Annotated in this window: 19 protein-coding genes; 7 read left to right on the forward strand and 12 right to left on the reverse strand. The window is 63.9% G+C overall.

Translation table 11 applies throughout. From position 1 onward, the window contains the following. From NUH88_RS07050 to ccmA, 6 genes are all read right to left on the reverse strand, one after another. The gene (locus tag NUH88_RS07050; protein WP_257770941.1) at nucleotides 1–1,995 is read right to left on the reverse strand and encodes a heme lyase CcmF/NrfE family subunit; all 1,995 of its coding nucleotides are present in this window, start codon (nucleotides 1,993–1,995) and stop codon (nucleotides 1–3) included. After that, on the reverse strand, nucleotides 1,992–2,438 hold the full coding sequence (ccmE, locus tag NUH88_RS07055) for a cytochrome c maturation protein CcmE (RefSeq protein WP_257770943.1): 447 nt from the start codon (nucleotides 2,436–2,438) through the stop codon (nucleotides 1,992–1,994). Before ccmE ends, NUH88_RS07050 begins: the two co-directional genes overlap by 4 nt. Next, entirely contained in the window at nucleotides 2,428–2,640 is a 213-nt protein-coding gene (gene ccmD / locus NUH88_RS07060; protein WP_257770945.1) for a heme exporter protein CcmD, read from the reverse strand. Before ccmD ends, ccmE begins: the two co-directional genes overlap by 11 nt. Before the next feature lie 75 nt (nucleotides 2,641–2,715). Beyond that, nucleotides 2,716–3,441: a heme ABC transporter permease gene (locus NUH88_RS07065; RefSeq protein WP_257770947.1), complete on the reverse strand. Its 726-nt coding sequence runs from the start codon at nucleotides 3,439–3,441 to the stop codon at nucleotides 2,716–2,718. A 70-nt stretch (nucleotides 3,442–3,511) separates the two neighbouring features. Then, nucleotides 3,512–4,177 (reverse strand): heme exporter protein CcmB, encoded by a 666-nt coding sequence (gene ccmB, locus NUH88_RS07070; protein WP_257770948.1) that lies wholly within the window; start codon nucleotides 4,175–4,177, stop codon nucleotides 3,512–3,514. 10 nt (nucleotides 4,178–4,187) lie between these two features. Continuing rightward, entirely contained in the window at nucleotides 4,188–4,874 is a 687-nt protein-coding gene (ccmA, locus tag NUH88_RS07075) for a heme ABC exporter ATP-binding protein CcmA (protein ID WP_257770949.1), read from the reverse strand. Between the two features lie 385 nt (nucleotides 4,875–5,259). On the opposite strand from ccmA, the gene NUH88_RS07080 reads away from it, so the two are divergent. From NUH88_RS07080 to NUH88_RS07090, 3 genes are read left to right on the forward strand one after another with little or no spacing between them, the layout of a single operon-like run. Continuing rightward, nucleotides 5,260–6,453, forward strand: coding sequence for a CaiB/BaiF CoA transferase family protein (locus NUH88_RS07080; protein WP_257770950.1), 1,194 nt, complete (start codon nucleotides 5,260–5,262; stop codon nucleotides 6,451–6,453). Nucleotides 6,454–6,474: 21 nt separating this feature from the next. Next, on the forward strand, nucleotides 6,475–7,272 hold the full coding sequence (locus NUH88_RS07085) for an enoyl-CoA hydratase (RefSeq protein ID WP_257770952.1): 798 nt from the start codon (nucleotides 6,475–6,477) through the stop codon (nucleotides 7,270–7,272). Between the two features lie 47 nt (nucleotides 7,273–7,319). Next, nucleotides 7,320–8,180 (forward strand): sulfotransferase family protein, encoded by an 861-nt coding sequence (locus NUH88_RS07090; RefSeq protein WP_257770954.1) that lies wholly within the window; start codon nucleotides 7,320–7,322, stop codon nucleotides 8,178–8,180. A 20-nt stretch (nucleotides 8,181–8,200) separates the two neighbouring features. Here the strand turns inward: NUH88_RS07090 and NUH88_RS07095 are convergent, their stop codons facing one another. Continuing rightward, complete coding sequence (locus NUH88_RS07095; protein WP_257770956.1) at nucleotides 8,201–8,416, reverse strand: hypothetical protein; 216 nt, start codon at nucleotides 8,414–8,416, stop codon at nucleotides 8,201–8,203. A 58-nt stretch (nucleotides 8,417–8,474) separates the two neighbouring features. On the opposite strand from NUH88_RS07095, the gene NUH88_RS07100 reads away from it, so the two are divergent. Both NUH88_RS07100 and NUH88_RS07105 read left to right on the forward strand, forming a co-directional pair. Further along, nucleotides 8,475–9,905, forward strand: coding sequence for an amidase (locus NUH88_RS07100; protein WP_257770958.1), 1,431 nt, complete (start codon nucleotides 8,475–8,477; stop codon nucleotides 9,903–9,905). Nucleotides 9,906–10,029: 124 nt separating this feature from the next. Continuing rightward, nucleotides 10,030–10,692, forward strand: coding sequence for an HAD family hydrolase (locus NUH88_RS07105; RefSeq protein WP_257770960.1), 663 nt, complete (start codon nucleotides 10,030–10,032; stop codon nucleotides 10,690–10,692). Between the two features lie 122 nt (nucleotides 10,693–10,814). Here NUH88_RS07105 and NUH88_RS07110 read toward each other — a convergent pair whose 3' ends face one another. The 5 genes from NUH88_RS07110 to petA all read right to left on the reverse strand — a co-directional run bounded on the left by NUH88_RS07110 (nucleotide 10,815) and on the right by petA (nucleotide 14,919). Beyond that, nucleotides 10,815–11,273: a tetratricopeptide repeat protein gene (locus tag NUH88_RS07110; protein ID WP_257770962.1), complete on the reverse strand. Its 459-nt coding sequence runs from the start codon at nucleotides 11,271–11,273 to the stop codon at nucleotides 10,815–10,817. A 62-nt stretch (nucleotides 11,274–11,335) separates the two neighbouring features. Beyond that, a complete protein-coding gene (locus NUH88_RS07115) occupies nucleotides 11,336–12,223 on the reverse strand; it encodes an S-methyl-5'-thioadenosine phosphorylase (RefSeq protein ID WP_257770964.1) in 888 nt (295 codons plus the stop codon). Between the two features lie 123 nt (nucleotides 12,224–12,346). Continuing rightward, nucleotides 12,347–13,120 (reverse strand): cytochrome c1, encoded by a 774-nt coding sequence (locus NUH88_RS07120; protein ID WP_372743549.1) that lies wholly within the window; start codon nucleotides 13,118–13,120, stop codon nucleotides 12,347–12,349. After that, on the reverse strand, nucleotides 13,120–14,376 hold the full coding sequence (locus NUH88_RS07125) for a cytochrome b (RefSeq protein WP_257770966.1): 1,257 nt from the start codon (nucleotides 14,374–14,376) through the stop codon (nucleotides 13,120–13,122). The genes NUH88_RS07120 and NUH88_RS07125 overlap by 1 nt, the downstream gene beginning before the upstream one ends. Before the next feature lie 12 nt (nucleotides 14,377–14,388). Beyond that, a complete protein-coding gene (petA, locus tag NUH88_RS07130) occupies nucleotides 14,389–14,919 on the reverse strand; it encodes a ubiquinol-cytochrome c reductase iron-sulfur subunit (protein ID WP_257770968.1) in 531 nt (176 codons plus the stop codon). A gap of 197 nt (nucleotides 14,920–15,116) precedes the next feature. Between petA and NUH88_RS07135 the strand changes: the two genes are divergently transcribed. Further along, a complete protein-coding gene (locus NUH88_RS07135) occupies nucleotides 15,117–15,581 on the forward strand; it encodes a tRNA (cytidine(34)-2'-O)-methyltransferase (protein ID WP_257770970.1) in 465 nt (154 codons plus the stop codon). 360 nt (nucleotides 15,582–15,941) lie between these two features. Continuing rightward, on the forward strand, nucleotides 15,942–16,280 hold the full coding sequence (locus NUH88_RS07140) for a hypothetical protein (RefSeq protein ID WP_257770972.1): 339 nt from the start codon (nucleotides 15,942–15,944) through the stop codon (nucleotides 16,278–16,280). Nucleotides 16,281–16,303 lie beyond the last annotated feature (23 nt).

A 16,303-nucleotide genomic window follows, 5' to 3' on the forward strand; every position in this document is an offset into this window, starting at 1 on the left:
TCAGTCGGCCCCTTCCGCCACGGCCGGGCCGCCCGGACGCCGCGTCGAGCGCTTTGGCGCGCCGACCCTGAGGCGCCGGTCCGAAAGCGAGAACAGCCCGCCGATCACCATCATGAGAGCACCGACCCAGATCCATGGAACCAGAGGCTTCACCCAGACCCGGACGATAATGCCCTGGGCCGCACTGCCCTCGCCGATCGCGACATAGAGGTCGCCAGCGATACCGGAGCGGATCGCCGCCTCCGTCGTCGGCATCTGCTGCACCGGATAGAGCCGGCGTTCCGGGTGCAGGACCGCGAAAGGCGCGCCGTTCTTGCTGACGCTCAGGGTCGCGGTATCGGCGAAATAGTTCGGTCCCTGAGTCCGGTCGACGCTCTCCAGCACCAGCTCGTACTGGCCGAGGCTCAGGGTATCCCCGGGCTTGGAATTGACCACGAGCTCGCGGGTCCAGTTGGTCTCCCCGGTGGCGCCGCAGATGAAGATGGCAATGCCGATATGGGCGAGGCTCATGCCATAGGCCGCGCCCGGCAAGCTGAAGACACGGCGCAGACTGTCGGTCAGCGGCACGCGGAACAGGCGGATGCGTTCGGCCAGCTCCGTCACCACGCCGCCGGCGACCCAGGCGGCGAAACCGAAGCCGAGAACGGGCGCCAGCGGCGCATCGTCCGCAAGTACGAAGATCCCGCCCGCGACGACCACCGTGAAGAGCGCGCTCACCCAGAGCTTCTCGATCGCAACGCGGAGATTCCCGCGCTTCCAGGGCAGCAGCGGGCCGATCGCCAGCAGGACCAGAAGCGGAATCATCACCGGCACGAAGGTCGCGTTGAAGAACGGCGCCCCGACCGAGACCTTGTCACCGGTCATGGCGTCCAGGAAGAGCGGATAGAGCGTGCCGATGAAGACCGTCGCCGTCGCCACGCTGAGGATCAGGTTGTTCAGCACCAGCCCGCCCTCGCGGCTGACCGGCGCGAAGAGCCCGCTCGCCTTCAGCGCCGGTGCGCGGACCGCGAACAGGGTCAGCGAGCCGCCGACCGCGACGATCAGGATGCCGAGAATATAGAGCCCGCGCTCCGGGTCGACGGCGAAGGCATGCACCGAGGTGAGAATGCCGGACCTGACCAGGAAGGTGCCCATCAAGCTGAGCGAGAAGGTTATGATCGCGAGCAGGATGGTCCAGGCCTTCAGCGCGTCCCGCTTCTCCACCACGATGGCCGAATGCAGCAGCGCGGTGCCGGCGAGCCAGGGCATGAAGCTGGCATTCTCCACCGGGTCCCAGAACCACCAGCCGCCCCAGCCAAGCTCGTAATAGGCCCACCAGCTGCCAAGCGTGATGCCGGCGGTAAGGAAGGTCCATGCAGCGAGTGTCCAGGGCCGCACCCAGCGCGCCCAGGCCGGATCGACCTTGCCCTCGATCAGCGCCGCCATGGCGAAGGAGAAGGCGAGCGAGAAGCCGACATAGCCGACATAGAGCATGGGCGGATGGAACGCGAGGCCCGGATCCTGCAGCAGCGGATTGAGGTCGCGGCCGTCGAGCGGCGCCGGATCGAGCCGCTCGAACGGGTTCGAGGTCAGCAGGATGAAACCAAGGAAAGCCAGCCCGATCAGGCCCTGGATCGAGATCACGCGGGCCTTCAGACTTTCCGGAAGCTGACGCCCGAAGGCGGCGACCGCGAATCCGAACAGCGCCAGGATCAGAACCCAGAACAGCATCGAGCCCTCGTGGTTCCCCCAGACGCCAGAGATCTTGTAAAGCAGCGGCTTCAGGCTGTGCGAATTCTCGGCGACGTTGGAGACAGAGAAATCCGAGGTGACGAAGGCATGGGTCAGCGCGCCGAAGGAAATCGCGATGCAGAGGAACTGCGCCGAGGCGGCTGGCGCCGCAAATCCCATCAGCGCCGGATCGCGCCGGGCCGCACCATAGAGCGGGACCACGGTCTGCGCCAGAGCGACAAAGAAGGCGAGCGCGAGGGCGTAATGGCCGATTTCAGCGATCATTGGTTTTCCGTCGCATGCTGCCAGCGGCCGGACTTCTTCAGTGCGTCGGCGACTTCGCGCGGCATGTAATTCTCGTCATGCTTGGCGAGCACCTCGCTCGCGGTGAAGACCCCGCTGGCGAACTTACCTTCCGCGACCACGCCCTGCCCTTCGCGGAACAGGTCCGGCAGGGCGCCGCGATAAACCACCTTCACGGAATGTTCGAGGTCGGTGACGGTGAATTCCGTCCTGAGCCCGTTCTCAAAGCTCGCGACGCTGTCTTCGGCCACCAGACCGCCAATGCGGATGCGCCGGTCCGGACCGATTTCCTTGGCCTGCAATTCTGTCGGACTGAAGAAGAACACAAGATTCTCCTCGAACGCGGTCAGCACGAGGGCTACCGCGGCACCGAGCATGGTGAGGCCGATCAGCACGATCGACAGGCGGCGTCTCTTAGGCGTCATCGGCCACTTCCTCCGTGGTCGCGCGGGGGCGGCGCTGCCGGCGCCCGCCGACCCGCTCTTCCAGCGCGTTCAGTTCACGCTCCCGCGCACGCATGGCGCTGACCGAAGCGATCAGCATGCCGACCAGAACGACAAGGACGACGGCATAGGACGACCAGACATAGGTCGCGTATCCGCCCATTTCGAGAAAGTCCTGAATCACCCAGCTCCGCGTCTATCCGGCGTATCTGTTATTTAGAACAATTCCAGACCCATTCAAAGCGACCGAGCGTCGCGCTTACGCCGGATCCGAAAGACGCAGCAGCCGGATCCGCCGCGCCGTCAGTTCGCCGCGCATGCGCACGATGAGCAGATAGAAGAAGTAGAGTTGAAACGCCGCTGCCATCAGCAGCAACGGCAGCAGCATCGAGGGGTCGATCGCCGGCCCGTCCATCCGTGCCACGCTCGCCGGCTGGTGAAGCGTGTTCCACCAGTCGACCGAAAACTTGATGATCGGAACGTTCACCGCGCCAACCAGCAGCAGGATCGCCCCGGCTTTAGAGCCGCGCTCGGGATCGTCGAAAGCGTTCACCAGCGCGATATAGCCGAGATAAAGAAAGAACAGGATCAACACCGAGGTCAGCCTTGCATCCCAGACCCACCAGGTGCCCCACATGGGCTGGCCCCAGAGCGATCCGGTGACCAGCGCCATCAGCGTGAAACCGGCTCCGACCGGGGCCGCCGCCTGTGCCGCCACGTCCGCCAGCGGATGTTTCCAGATCAGGAAGCTGGCCGCCGCGAAAGCCATGAAGACGTAGACGAACATCGCCATCCACGCGGACGGGACATGGACATACATGATCCGCACCGTCTCGCCCTGCTGGTAGTCAGCCGGCGAGTCGATGAGCCCGTAATAGAGCCCGGCGGCACCGGTTGCGAGCCCGAGCGCCATAATCCATGGCTGCAAGCGGGCGGCAAACCGCATGAAGCGGGCCGGATTGGCAAACCAGTGAAACCAGTTCATCCGCGCATGATCTCCCGTTACCGGTCTTTTCCGACCGTTTCGTCCCTTGAACACCAAAGGGCGCGAAACTTCAACTGACAGCCTGTCGCAAGGCCGCCGCCGTCGCCCAGGGCGCGAGTGGCAGCGTGGCGAGCAGCATGGCGCCGATGATCAGCAATTGCGCCTCGGAGGATTGCCCTGTCACCGCCGCCTCGATCGCCGAGACCCCGAAAATCAGCAGAGGGATCGTGAGCGGCAATACGAGCAACGCCACCAGGGCCCCTGCCCTGCGCGCGCCCAGCACCAGAGCCGCGCCGATCCCCCCGATCAGGCTCAGCACCGGCGTGCCGAGCGCCATGGTCGCGAGCAGCACCGGGAACGCTTCCGTCTGCATGTTCATGAAGAGCCCCAGCAGCGGTGCGATCACCAGCATCGGCAAGCCGGTGGTCAGCCAGTGCGCGAGGCATTTCGCCAGCACCAGAAGCTCCAGCGGTGCCGGCGTCAACAACAGCAGCTCCAGCGTCCCGTCGTCATAGTCCGACTGGAACATCCGGTCGAGCGAGAGCATCGCCGCAAGCAGCGCCGCGACCCAGACGATACCGGCCGAAATCCGCTCCAACACACCCGGCTCAGGTCCGACGCCAAGCGGAAAGAGGGTCACGACGATGACGAAGAACATCAGCGCCATGGCAGCGTCGCTGCCCTGACGAAGCGCGAGCGAAAGATCGCGGCGGACGATGGCGAGGAATGCGTTCATCGGACCCGCCTCAAACCGCCGCGCCGAGCAAGGCGTCCGCCGCATCCAGCTCGGCCGGCCCGGGAGCGAAGGCGGACAGGTCGAGTTCGGTCACTCCGTCTCCCGTTTCAAATCGGATATGTGTCGCGGCGACAACCATGCCGCCACGCGCGCGATGCTCGGCGATCACTTCTTCCAAGGCAGCGACCCCGTTCGCGTCCAGCCCCACGGTCGGCTCGTCCAGGATCCAGAGCGGCGCCTCGCTGACCAGAAGACGGGACAGGGCAAGGCGCCTTTTCTGCCCGGAGGACAGGTAACGCGCCGGGAAGTCCGCCCGGTGAGAAATGCCGAACCGCTCCAGGGCCGCGCCGACGCCGATCCCGGTGCCACCGCGCATTTCGCGCCAGAAAGTGAGCAGTTCCTCCGCGCTCATGGCCGGTTTCGCCGCGTCCGCGTGACCGACATAGTGCAGCCGCGCCGCGTGGGCGGCCGGATCGTCCGCAACTGTCGCGCCGTCCCAGGTCATGCCCCCCGCTTCCGCGCGCACCAGCGAGGCCATCACCCGGAGCAGACTGGATTTGCCGCTGCCGTTCGGGCCTTTCAGGATCAGCACACCGCCGGCGCCAAGCGCGAAATCAAGCCGGTCGAACACGAGGCGCCCGCCCCTGCGGCAACGAAGGCCCGCGCCCTCGAAGCGGTGGTCGCCGAAATATTCCATGAAAGCAATGCCCTCGCGGCCTCTGACAGGCACACCATAGGGGAGCTTGCGGGCGGCCTCAACGCGTCAGCACGCCGCGCGTATTTTCCGAGAAGCGCGCAAAGAAAGCGGCGCCGGTCTGGGGGGAGGGGGGAGTGCGGCGCCGCTTTTCAAGTTTCCGGCCCTTAAAAGAGCCGGAGAAGGGGACCAGTTCTTGACGGAACGACCGCCAAGTCTGTTTACCGGGGACTGCCGGTATATGAAAAATATAGGAAGCAGATATGGCGATTTCGAGATCTGCAGGTGTATTTTTTCTATCCGTTCGCGAATGACCATCGCCAATCGCGGTTTTCTTTAACAGGCGCATGGTTCAAATATAAAAAATCGTCTTCAAGGGAGTAGTAAATTGCCCGCGATTCATGCCTCCGATGCCCTTTCCCGCTTTACGGTTCTGGACCTGACGCGGGTCCGTTCCGGTCCGACCTGCGTGCGTCAGCTCGCCGATTGGGGCGCCAACGTGATCAAGATAGAACTGCCCGAGGCGATGGAGGCCGGGAACCAGCTCGGCGGGGCCCGCGAGGGCTCGGACTTCCAGAATCTCCACCGCAACAAGCGGGCGATGACGCTCAACCTGAAGGACCCGGAAGGCCTCGCGATCCTGAAGAAAATGGCGAAGAACGCGGACGTCATCGTCGAGAATTTCCGCCCAGACGTGAAACAGCGCCTCGGCATCGACTACGAGACCCTGGCGAAGGAGAATCCCGGCCTGGTCTATGCCTCGATCTCCGGCTTCGGACAGGACGGCCCCTATGCCAAGCGGCCCGGCTTCGACCAGATCGCCCAGGGGATGGGCGGACTGATGTCGATCACCGGCGCGCCCGGCGAAGGCCCGATGCGGGTCGGCATTCCGGTGGCGGACCTGACCGCCGGCATCTTCGCCTCCCAGGGCATCATGCTGGCGCTGCTCGAGCGGGAAGCCTCCGGCAAGGGCCAGTGGGTCCATACCTCGCTGCTGCAGGCGCAGATCTTCATGCTCGATTTCCAGGCCTCGCGCTGGACCATGAGCGGTGAGGTCGCCAAGCAGGCCGGTAACAACCACCCAACCAGCATTCCGACCGGCGTCTTTAAGACCAGCGACGGCTATATGAACATCGCGGTCTCCGGCGAGAAGATCTGGACCCGCTTCTGCGAATCCATCGGCCGCTCCGACCTGCCGGAAAACCCGGATTACGGCACCGCGCCCAAACGGTCGGAGAACCGGGACACGCTGAACGCCATCATCCAGGACGTGATCCTGACCGAGACGACGAAGCACTGGGTCGATCTTTTCAACAAGGAAGGCGTCCCGGCCGGGCCGATCTACAATATCGACCAGACCTTCGCCGACCCGCAGGTCAAGCATCTCGGCATGCAGAAAACCGTGCACTCGAACGACCTCGGCGATATAGATCTGGTCGCCCAGCCGATCACCCTCTCCCGCACGCCAAGCAAGTTTGTTGCCGCGCCACCCGCCTACGGGGAGCATACCGACGAGATTCTCGGCGAGCTCGGCATGAGCGCCGATGAAATCAAAACCCTGCGTGACAAGCAGGTGATCTGAACCGCAACCGGAAGCGAACCCATGCCCGCCAGTGCCCCGCAGCCGATCCTGACCGAGTTCAAGAACGGCATCGCCCGCCTGATCTTCAACAACCCGGCCCGCCACAACGCCATGTCGCTGGAAATGTGGACACACGGGGCCGAGCTGCTGGAGGCCTTCGGGCAGGATGACAATGTCCGCGCCATCCTTCTGACCGGTGCCGGAACCGAGGCTTTCGTCGCCGGAGCGGATATCTCCAAGTTCGGCGACGAGCGCGCCAGCCGGGAGGCGGTCGAGACCTACGACCGGGCGGTCGCCCGCTTCCAGCAGGTGATGCGCTCCCTGGAGAAGCCGACCATCGCGCGGATCAACGGTTTCTGCATCGGCGGCGGCCTCGCCATCGCAATCGAGTGCGATATCAGGGTCTGTTCGGAGAAGTCCCGTTTCTCGGTGCCGGCGGCCAAACTCGGCATCGGTTATGCGATGGACGGCATCCGCCGCCTGCGCACACTTGTCGGCCCCGCCTTCGCCGCAGAGATCTTCTACACCGCCCGCCAGTTCACCGCCGAGGAGGCGGTGATGATGGGACTGGTCAACCGGGTGCTGCCCGAGGCCGGTCTGGACGCTCATGTCGAGGACCTGCTCAGCCGGATTTCGGAGAACGCACCGCTCGCCATCCATACGGCGAAACGGGCGCTGATCGAGCTGGAAAAGCCGGAAGTGGCGCAGGACGAAGCCGCCTGCGACACGCTGGTGCTGAAATGCATGGAAAGCGAGGATTACGTCGAGGGGCGGACCGCCTTCATGGAGAAGCGCAAGCCGGTTTTCCGGGGGCGCTAAAACTGACACTCTGCCGGTGAAAGTCTCAAAGAGGCGCGGAGAGATGATTGTCTGACCCATTCGAGCCGGTGCATGCCTCCCTCAGGCGGCTTCCCGTGTTTTTCGTCGGCGGCCTGCCGCGCTCCGGCACGACCTGGATGCAGCAGCTCCTGAACGCACACCCGGAACTGCTCTGCCTCGGCGAATCCCGCTTCGCCGACGACCTGATCCCGTTGCTCTACCAGGCGATGAAGCAATACGGGCAGAAGCAGATGGATCCGGACCGGTTCTGGGCGCCCAGCGTGCGCCCGCCGATGCCGGAGCATACCGGACCCATTTTCCGTTCCGCCTTCGCCGCGCTCGCCGGAGCGAATATCGGCGACAAGAACCCGGACCGCCTCGTCGCCATCGGCGAGAAGACGCCGGAGAATATCGGAGCGCTGAAGATGCTCTGGAAAGCCTTCCCGGGCTCACGCTTCATCCACATAGTCCGCGATCCGAGAGACGGCGCCGTATCGGGTTTCGTGCGTTTCCAGCGGAAGATCCCCAAGGATTTTTCCCGGGAGAAATATATCGCGGAATATAGCCGGAACTGGATCACGCGCATCCGCGCCGTTCGCGAAGATTCAGGCGGCAGCGCAGACTACCTCGAAGTCCGCTACGAGGATCTCCACGCGAATACCGGAACGGTGGCCGCGGAACTGTTCGGATTTCTCGGCGCGTCTACCGCGTCCGAACTGGTTGCGGAAGCCGTGAAAGCCGCCAGTTTCGAGACGCTCTCGGGCGGGCGCCAGCAGGGCGAGGAAGACCCGGCTTCGCACTACCGCCTCGGGCGCGCCGGCGGCTGGCGCGAAGTTCTGAGCACAGCGGAGGCGGAAATCGCGGCACGGGAGGCGGGGCCGCTTCTGGCCGAGCTCGACTATATCTGAGCAATAGCTCCGGCGGCCGCTTATCCCGCAAATCGCCCCTTGAACGGCACGCCCGAGACCAATGTCACCAGATGCGCCAGAAGCACGAGGCAGGTGACGACGGCGAAAATCTGGATCATCGTATAGGGGATCAGGGTAACATTCCCTGGAAGCCGCTCCTTGCGGTCCTGTCTGCGCGCGAACGCGAAGACCAGGCCGGCGGCGGCAAGTGCGATCAAAGTGGTCAGGAGGTCCATACGCACCTGAGTGATTGAAAAGAACCCAACGATAAAAACGACAGGGGGAAACATAAGCATGAGTGTTGCCAACCGCCAGCAGACCGCGACAAGCGGCAGCTACGATCCGGCCAGCCAGAAACTGCTCACTTTCCACGATGCGGTTCCCGCCTTCCGTGACGGAAGCGACAGCCCGCGCGCCTACCTGGAACGCTGCCTCGAGGTGATCGAGGCGCGCGAGCCGGAGGTGCAGGCCTGGGTGACGATCAACCGCGAGGGCGCCCGTGCCGCAGCCGACGAGGCAAGCGCACGCTACAAGGCCGGAAAACCGCTCTCCCCCGTCGACGGTATGCCCATCGGCATCAAGGATCTCTTCATGACGAAGGACATGCCGACGGAGATGGGGAGCCCGCTCTTCAAAGGCAACGAGACCCATGCCGACAGCGCCCTCGTCTACGGGCTGCGCATGTCGGGCGCGGTGATCCTCGGCAAGACCGTGACGACGGAACTCGGCTTCTCCCATCCGGGACCGACCCGCAACCCGTTCGACACGAACCGCACGCCCGGCGGTTCCTCCAGCGGCTCGGCCGCGGCGATCGGCGCCGGCATGGTGCCCGCGACCATCGGCTCGCAGGTCGTCGGCTCGGTGATCCGGCCCGCGAGCTTCTGCGGCAATTACGCGATCAAGCCGACCCTCGGCGCGCTGAACCGGGGCGAGCGGGCGGGCAGTCTCAGCCAGAGCCATATCGGCGTGCATGCGGGATCGCTTGAGGATATGTGGGCGGTTTCCTACCAGATCGCCGCCACCGCAGGCGGCGACGCCGGCTATCCGGGTCTCTACGGAGAGGAAACGCCGGCCGGGTCGAAAAAACCGACCCATCTCATCCTGCTGCAGACCGAAGGCTGGGAGATGCTGGACGGCACCACGAGGGCCGCCTTCGAACAAATATTGGAGCAGCTTCGACGGCAGGACATCCAGATCCTGACCCGCGCCGACAGCCCGACCATCGATGCCTGCGAGGTGGCGATGGCCGAAAGCCTGAAGCTGGCCCGCGATATCTGCTGCTGGGAACTGCGCTGGACCCTGCGCAATCTCGCGGAGAAGGACCGCAGCCTGATGAGCGAGAGCCTGCAGCAGCGCCTCGCCGTGGCCGAGGACATGGACCTTGCCGCCTATCGGATCGCGCTCGACAAGCGAGAGCGTATGCGGACCCGTTTCCGCGCGCTTGCCCCCTTCGCGGACGGCTGCATTACCCTCTCCTCGGTCGGCATCGCCCCCGCCTTCGACGGCTCCGGCAGCGTCGGCGAGCCGGGAATCACGCACCAGACCGGCCTGCCCGCCTTCAACGCGGCGACCTCGGCTCTCGGCGTCCCGGCGATCAGCCTGCCGCTGATGGGGATCTCCGGCATGCCGGTCGGCGTCCAGCTCGTCGGCCAGACGCACCGGGATCAGGAACTTTCCGCCATCGCCGCCTGGATGCGGGAAAGCGTGAAGCCGGTTTCGCTCTGAGCCCCTGCGTCAACCAACGTCATCCCCACCCGTGTGGGGATGACGGCCGCGCTCATCCGGCGGTGACAAAAGAGCGCAAATCTCCTAAACCGGGGCTCCCACCTTCCTGCCCTCCGGAGCTTGCATGTTCTCCGCCATCATTTTCGATTGCGACGGCGTCCTGATCAATTCCGAGTCGATCCTGCGCACGTACCATATCCGCCATCTTGCCGGGTTCGGCCTGCACTACGAGCCGGAGAGTTACAGCAGAAAGTTCAAAGGCAAGGCGTGGCCGCAATTCGTGGCTCTGGTCGAAGAGGAATTCCAGGAGAAATTCGGCAAGCCGCTGCCGGATGGCTGCTTCGACAGCGTCCGGGACGATACCTGGGCCGAGTACCAGCGCTCCCTGGGCGCGACCGATGGCGTCGAGGCCCTGCTCTCATCGTTGACCCTGCCGAAAGCGGTCGCCTCCAACAGCCATGCCGCCTCGCTGGAGCGCAAGCTGAAGCTCACAGGCCTGCATGCCCATTTCGATCCGTACCTGATCGCGCTCGACCATGTCTCCCGCGGCAAGCCCGCCCCCGATATGTTCCTCCACGCCGCCGACCGGCTTGGCGCCGCGCCCGAGACCTGTCTCGTGATCGAGGACAGTACCACCGGCGTCACCGCCGCCACCGAGGCCGGCATGACCTCCTGGGGCTATGTCGGCGAGAGTGCGGACGACCCGGGCCTGCCGGACCAGCTCCGCGCTGCAGGGGCGAGCGAGATCTTCGTCCATCACGACGAGATCCGGGAACGATTGGGGTAGCGCTATACGGTCATCATTCCCGCGAAAGCGGGGACCCAGCGATCATAGAGCGCCGCCCGTCTTCCCTAGGTCCCCACTTGCGTGGGGATGACAAACAAAAAAAGCGAAAAAGCGCGCGATCCCTAACCCAGCTCCTGCTCGGCGAGCGCGATGCGGGCGTCGTGGAATCGGGGATTGAGGGCGAGGCATTGCTCGTAGCAGGTGCGCGCATGGTCGGTATTGCCGGCGGCGTCGAACACCTGGCCGAGGGTGAACCACGGATCCGGATCGTCCGGCTTCAGATAGATCGCGCGGTTGAGCGCGGTCGCGGCCGGCTCCAGCCAGCCGGCCTCGAAGCAGGTCGTGCCGAGCTGGCGCTGGTGGTCGGCATCGGCCGGATCCAGCACCGCGGCCTGGCCGATCAGTTGGGCCGCCTCTGCATGGCGGCCGTTCTGCATCGCGAGAATGCTCTTCACATGGAGCGAACGCGGGTTCTCAGGCTGCCCCTTCGTGACCTTGCGGTAGAGGTTCTCCAGCCGTGCCGTGCCGATATTCACCACCCCGCCGAGGCGCGACGGGGGCGTTTGAGATGTCCGAACCATGACCGGGGTATCTTAGACCGGTCGCGGCGCAAGCACCACCCGCGGCGCATCGCTCCCCGGGATCAGCGGTTCAGCACCCGGCCGGCGACCGCGTCGAGCTTCGCCACCAGTGCCGGATCGCGGGCGTCCGGATGGGTGATCAGGGCATATTCCAATGCATCGTCGCCGCCCTGGTGGTCCACCTCCGGACGCTTCGCCAGCATCGGTGCGACGGTCCGGACAAGGTTGCGCGCCTTCTCCGCATTGCCGGTCAGCACCTTGATCACCTGCTCCACCGTCACGCTGTCATGATCCGGATGCCAGCAGTCGTAGTCGGTGACCATCGCGACGGTGGCATAGGGGATCTCGGCCTCTCGGGCGAGCTTGGCTTCCGGCATGTTGGTCATACCGATCACGGCGCAGCCCCAGGAACGATAGAGCGTGCTTTCCGCGAAGGTCGAGAATTGCGGGCCTTCCATGCAGATATAGGTCCCGTTCACGTCATGCGGCAGATCGAGCTTCCGGCAGGCCTCGGCCAGTGCCGCCTGCAGCCGTTCGGCGACCGGATGGCTGAAGGAGACATGGGCGGCGCAGCCGTTGGTGTAGAAGGTCTTCTCGCGCGAGAAGGTGCGGTCGATGAACTGATCGACCAGCACGAAATGGCCTGGCGCATATTCCTCCTTGAGGGAGCCCACGGCGCTCAGCGAGATGATGTCGGTCACCCCGGCGCGCTTCATCGCGTCGATATTGGCGCGGTAGTTGATCCCGGTCGGGTTCAGCTTGTGACCGCGGCCGTGGCGCGGCAGGAAGACCAGCTGCTGGCCGTCGAGCTCGCCGAAGAGCAACTGGTCGGACGGCGTTCCGAAGGAAGACTCCACCGTCTCCCAACGCGTGTTGGTCAGCCCGTCGATCTCGTAGATCCCGCTGCCGCCGATAAAGCCGAGCACCGCATCGCGCGTGAGGTCCGTCATGTCACCGTCCTAAGCAAGAAAGAAACGCCGTCTCTGGGTAGCGGATGACCCGGGCCTTGCCAATCGCAAAAGAAAAGGCCGCGTCCGAAGACGCGGCCTTCGCTTCGATATCTGCAGGCCGGATCAGTGCACGTCGGCCCAGATCTTCCGCTTGGAGGCGTAGAAGAGACCGGAGAGCACGATCAGGAACAGGATCACCGCGACGCCGGTCTGCTTACGGGTTTCCATGTTCGGCTCGGAGGCCCAGGCGAGGAAGGTGGTCACGTCCTTCGCCATCTGCTCGACGCTGGCCTTGGTGCCGTCGGCATAGGTCACGCCGTCCTCGTAGAGCGGCTGCGCCATGGCGATCTGGTGACCGGCGAAATACTTGTTGTAGTTCATCCCAGCCATCAGCGTGACATCGGCCGGCGCTTCCTCGTAGCCAATCAGCAGCGCGTAGACATAGTCCTCGAAGCCTGCGCGCGCGTCGACGATGAGGGACAGGTCCGGCGGATAGGCGCCGCCATTGGACGCACGGGCCGCATTCTCGTTCGGGAACGGCGCCGGGAAACGGTCCGCCGGGGTCCCCGGACGCATGAACATCTCGCCCTCGTCGTTCGGGCCGTCCTCAACCTCGTACTCGGCTGCGATCGCCTTGATCTCGTCTTCCGAATAGCCGAGATCGGCCAGATTGCGGAAGGCGATGTAATCGAGCGAATGGCAGGTCGAGCAGACTTCCCGGTAGACCTGGAGGCCGCGCTGTGCGGCCGCCCGGTCGAAGGTTCCGAAGATCCCCGAGAAGGACCAGTCCTGCTTCGGCAGGGCGATAGCGTCGCCCGCGGCCTGGGCCGGCTGCTGGCCGCCCAGGGAGAGGAGAGCGACGGTGGCAGTCGCCGCGATCAGAGACTTGATACCCATTATGCTTTCTCCTTCGCGGCAGCCGGTGCTGCGGCAGGGCCGCCGGAACCACCCAATACGGACTCGCTGATGCTCTTCGGAAGCGGTTTCGGCGTTTCGAAGATCGAGAGCAGCGGCAGCGCGATCAGGAAGTAGAAGAAGTAGTAGGCCGTAGCGATGCGGGAGGCGGTGACGTACCAGCCTTCGGCCGGCTTGCCGCCGAGCCAGGTCAGAGCGACGCAGTCCACGAACAGCAGCCAGAAGAAGATCTTGAAGACCGGGCGGAACTTGCCGCTGCGGACCGGCGAGCGGTCGAGCCAGGGCAGGATGAACAGCACCGCGATGGCGCCGAACATGGCCAGCACGCCCATCAGCTTGTCCGGGATCGCCCGCAGGATCGCGTAGAACGGCAGGAAGTACCATTCGGGAACGATATGAGCCGGGGTCACCAGCGGGTTCGCCGGGATGTAATTGTCCGGGTGCCCGAGGAAGTTCGGCGCGAAGAACACGAAGGCGCAGAACGGGATCAGGAAGACGGCGAGGCCGAACAGGTCCTTGATCGTGTAGTACGGGTGGAACGGAATGGTGTCCTGCGGACCCTTCACATCAATGCCGAGCGGGTTGTTCGAGCCGAAACGGTGCAGCGCCACGATATGCAGGACGACGACCGCGAAGATCACGAACGGCAGCAGGTAGTGCAGGGCGAAGAACCGGTTCAGGGTCGGATTGTCGACCGAGAAGCCGCCCCAGAGCCAGGTCACGATATGGTCGCCGACCAGCGGGATGGCGGAGAACAGGTTGGTGATCACGGTCGCGCCCCAGAAGCTCATCTGGCCCCAGGGAAGCACGTAGCCCATGAAGGCGGTGGCCATCATCAGCAGCAGAATCACGACGCCGAGCATCCAGAGCAGCTCGCGCGGCGCCTTGTAGGAGCCGTAATAGAGCCCGCGGAAGATATGGATGTAGACGGCGATGAAGAAGAAGCTGGCGCCGTTCATGTGAATGTAGCGGATCAGCCAGCCCGAATTGACGTCCCGCATGATACGCTCGACGGAGGCGAAGGCGTAATCGACATGCGGCGTGTAGTGCATCACCAGCGTGATGCCGGTCACGACCATGATCACCAGCATGATGCCGGCGAGCGAGCCGAAGTTCCACCAGTAGCTGAGGTTCTTCGGGGTCGGATATTCGTGCGCTTCGTGATGCAGGAAACTGAAGATCGGAAGGCGGTGGTCAATCCACCGGACAACCGGATTGGAGAAATTCGCAGTGCTCATCGATCAGCCTCCTCAACCGATTCTAATCGCGGCGTCGTCGGTAAAGACATAGGGCGGCACAGCCAAATTCAGCGGCGCCGGGCCTTTACGGATCCGACCGGAGGTATCGTAGTGCGAGCCGTGGCAGGGGCAGAACCAGCCACCGTAATCGCCGCGCGGCTCGGTCGTCTTCTGACCGAGCGGCACGCAGCCGAGATGGGTGCAGATGCCGATGAGGATCAGCCATTCCGGCTTCTCCACGCGCTCGGCGTCCGGAGTCGGGTCCGGCAGATCGCTGAGCGGCGTCTCTTCGGCTATTGAAATCTCGTCCGCCGTCCGGTGACGGATGAAAACCGGCTTGCCGCGCCAGACCACGGTGATCGACATGCCCTCTTCGATCGCGGAGAGATCAACCTCCGTGCTCGCGAGGGCCAGCGTATCGGCAGCAGGGTTCATCTGGTTGATGAACGGCCATACCGCGGCAGCGGCACCAACCGCACCGACGGCACCGCTGGCGACATTGATAAAGTCGCGCCGTGTCGCGCCTTCTTCCATCTCAGCCATTGTAATTCAGCACCTCTCGCCCACTTATGCTTCGACAGGGAACTTATCCCGTCCCCTGCCGCGGTGAGTGCGACACAGGGTCGCGCGCGACCGGCAGGCTTTTATGCCTGCTCCGACGTCATTGCACCGTCCTATACTACCCCCTGAACCCAATTGCAAAGTCTCCCTAACCTCTCTCGAGCAATAGGCATCGAACCGTGCGAATTGCGCTCTATCAACCGGATATCCCTCAGAATACCGGTACCATTCTCCGTCTCGCCGCCTGTTTCGGGATCGCGGTCGATATCATAGAGCCCTGCGGCTTCGCCCTGAGCGATGCCCGCATGCGCCGCGCGGGGATGGACTATGTCGACCGGGTCGACTGGACGCGGCACGTTTCCTGGGACCGGTTTCGGGCGGGGAAAGCCCCCGGCCGCCTTGTCCTGCTCACCACGAAGGCGGCCGCACCGCTGCAGAATTTCGTCTTTGAGGAAAGCGACACCCTGCTCTTCGGCCGCGAGTCGGCAGGGGTACCCGACGAGGTCCACGACGCGGCGGACGCCCGGGTGCTGATCCCGATGCGCAGCGGGCTGCGCTCGCTGAACATCGCCGTCAGCGCCTCGATCGCCCTCTGGGAAGCGCTCCGGCAGACCGGCCTCGCCCCAAGCAGCCATGGCCGGTGAGCAGAACCAGAAAGACCTGCGAGTCGTCGCCTGCGCAAGAGTCGGCCTCTGAAAAGAGACAACTCATAAATACCGATTACTCTCCTTCTCAGCGTATCAGGGCACTACGTACCGTGCTTTCGCGTTCAACGCAGATGGATCGCCATTTCTCCACGTTGCAGCCGCTTCTTTTGCGATCAGTATATTAACTTTCCTGCCCATAATGGACTGATTTTCGCCAATCCGAAAACCAAGGGCGCCACTTTTCATTGTGGTTCTCGGGTCAAGATGATCTGATTACGATTGACACCGCCAAGTGTTCAGTTTGATCTACAAATCTGATCTACATCAAATCGACAACGACCAAAGACAGGGGCTATCATGCTGACATTGAAATCTTTCGTTACCGCTACCGCGATCATTCTGACTGGGTCTATCTCCGCGATAGCAGGAGATGCTCCATCAATCGGCGGCAATGCATCCCTAAACGTAAATATTGGGCAGGCGGGCGTGGTCAACGCAGGCGCGGGCGCCAGTGGATTTCAGGGCAGCGTCAAGCAATCAGTCGGGTCCGTGCTTTCCGGCAATATTTCTGGAGGCCTGAAAGACAATGTCTCGATCGGCCAAGCCGGCGTGGTCAATGTCGGTGCCGGCGCTTCCGGTGCGAAAGTCACGGCATGTCAGTCTATTGGTTCGATTGGAAGCAACTGCGACAGCTGAATTCCGCTTCAACTCGCCTGGGG

Source organism: Nisaea acidiphila, from assembly GCF_024662015.1.
GTDB classification, from domain to species: domain Bacteria; phylum Pseudomonadota; class Alphaproteobacteria; order Thalassobaculales; family Thalassobaculaceae; genus Nisaea; species Nisaea acidiphila.

Excerpts from the sequence above, each read along its gene's own strand:
- NUH88_RS07050 (WP_257770941.1), bottom strand. The coding sequence starts at position 1,995 with ATGATCGCTGAAATCGGCCATTACGCCCTCGCGCTCGCCTTCTTTGTC.
- ccmE (WP_257770943.1), bottom strand. The coding sequence starts at position 2,438 with ATGACGCCTAAGAGACGCCGCCTGTCGATCGTGCTGATCGGCCTCACC.
- NUH88_RS07065 (WP_257770947.1), bottom strand. The coding sequence starts at position 3,441 with ATGAACTGGTTTCACTGGTTTGCCAATCCGGCCCGCTTCATGCGGTTT.
- ccmB (WP_257770948.1), bottom strand. The coding sequence starts at position 4,177 with ATGAACGCATTCCTCGCCATCGTCCGCCGCGATCTTTCGCTCGCGCTT.
- ccmA (WP_257770949.1), bottom strand. The coding sequence starts at position 4,874 with ATGGAATATTTCGGCGACCACCGCTTCGAGGGCGCGGGCCTTCGTTGC.
- NUH88_RS07085 (WP_257770952.1), top strand. The coding sequence starts at position 6,475 with ATGCCCGCCAGTGCCCCGCAGCCGATCCTGACCGAGTTCAAGAACGGC.
- NUH88_RS07095 (WP_257770956.1), bottom strand. The coding sequence starts at position 8,416 with ATGGACCTCCTGACCACTTTGATCGCACTTGCCGCCGCCGGCCTGGTC.
- NUH88_RS07100 (WP_257770958.1), top strand. The coding sequence starts at position 8,475 with ATGAGTGTTGCCAACCGCCAGCAGACCGCGACAAGCGGCAGCTACGAT.
- NUH88_RS07105 (WP_257770960.1), top strand. The coding sequence starts at position 10,030 with ATGTTCTCCGCCATCATTTTCGATTGCGACGGCGTCCTGATCAATTCC.
- NUH88_RS07110 (WP_257770962.1), bottom strand. The coding sequence starts at position 11,273 with ATGGTTCGGACATCTCAAACGCCCCCGTCGCGCCTCGGCGGGGTGGTG.
- NUH88_RS07115 (WP_257770964.1), bottom strand. The coding sequence starts at position 12,223 with ATGACGGACCTCACGCGCGATGCGGTGCTCGGCTTTATCGGCGGCAGC.
- NUH88_RS07120 (WP_372743549.1), bottom strand. The coding sequence starts at position 13,120 with ATGGGTATCAAGTCTCTGATCGCGGCGACTGCCACCGTCGCTCTCCTC.
- NUH88_RS07125 (WP_257770966.1), bottom strand. The coding sequence starts at position 14,376 with ATGAGCACTGCGAATTTCTCCAATCCGGTTGTCCGGTGGATTGACCAC.
- petA (WP_257770968.1), bottom strand. The coding sequence starts at position 14,919 with ATGGCTGAGATGGAAGAAGGCGCGACACGGCGCGACTTTATCAATGTC.
- NUH88_RS07140 (WP_257770972.1), top strand. The coding sequence starts at position 15,942 with ATGCTGACATTGAAATCTTTCGTTACCGCTACCGCGATCATTCTGACT.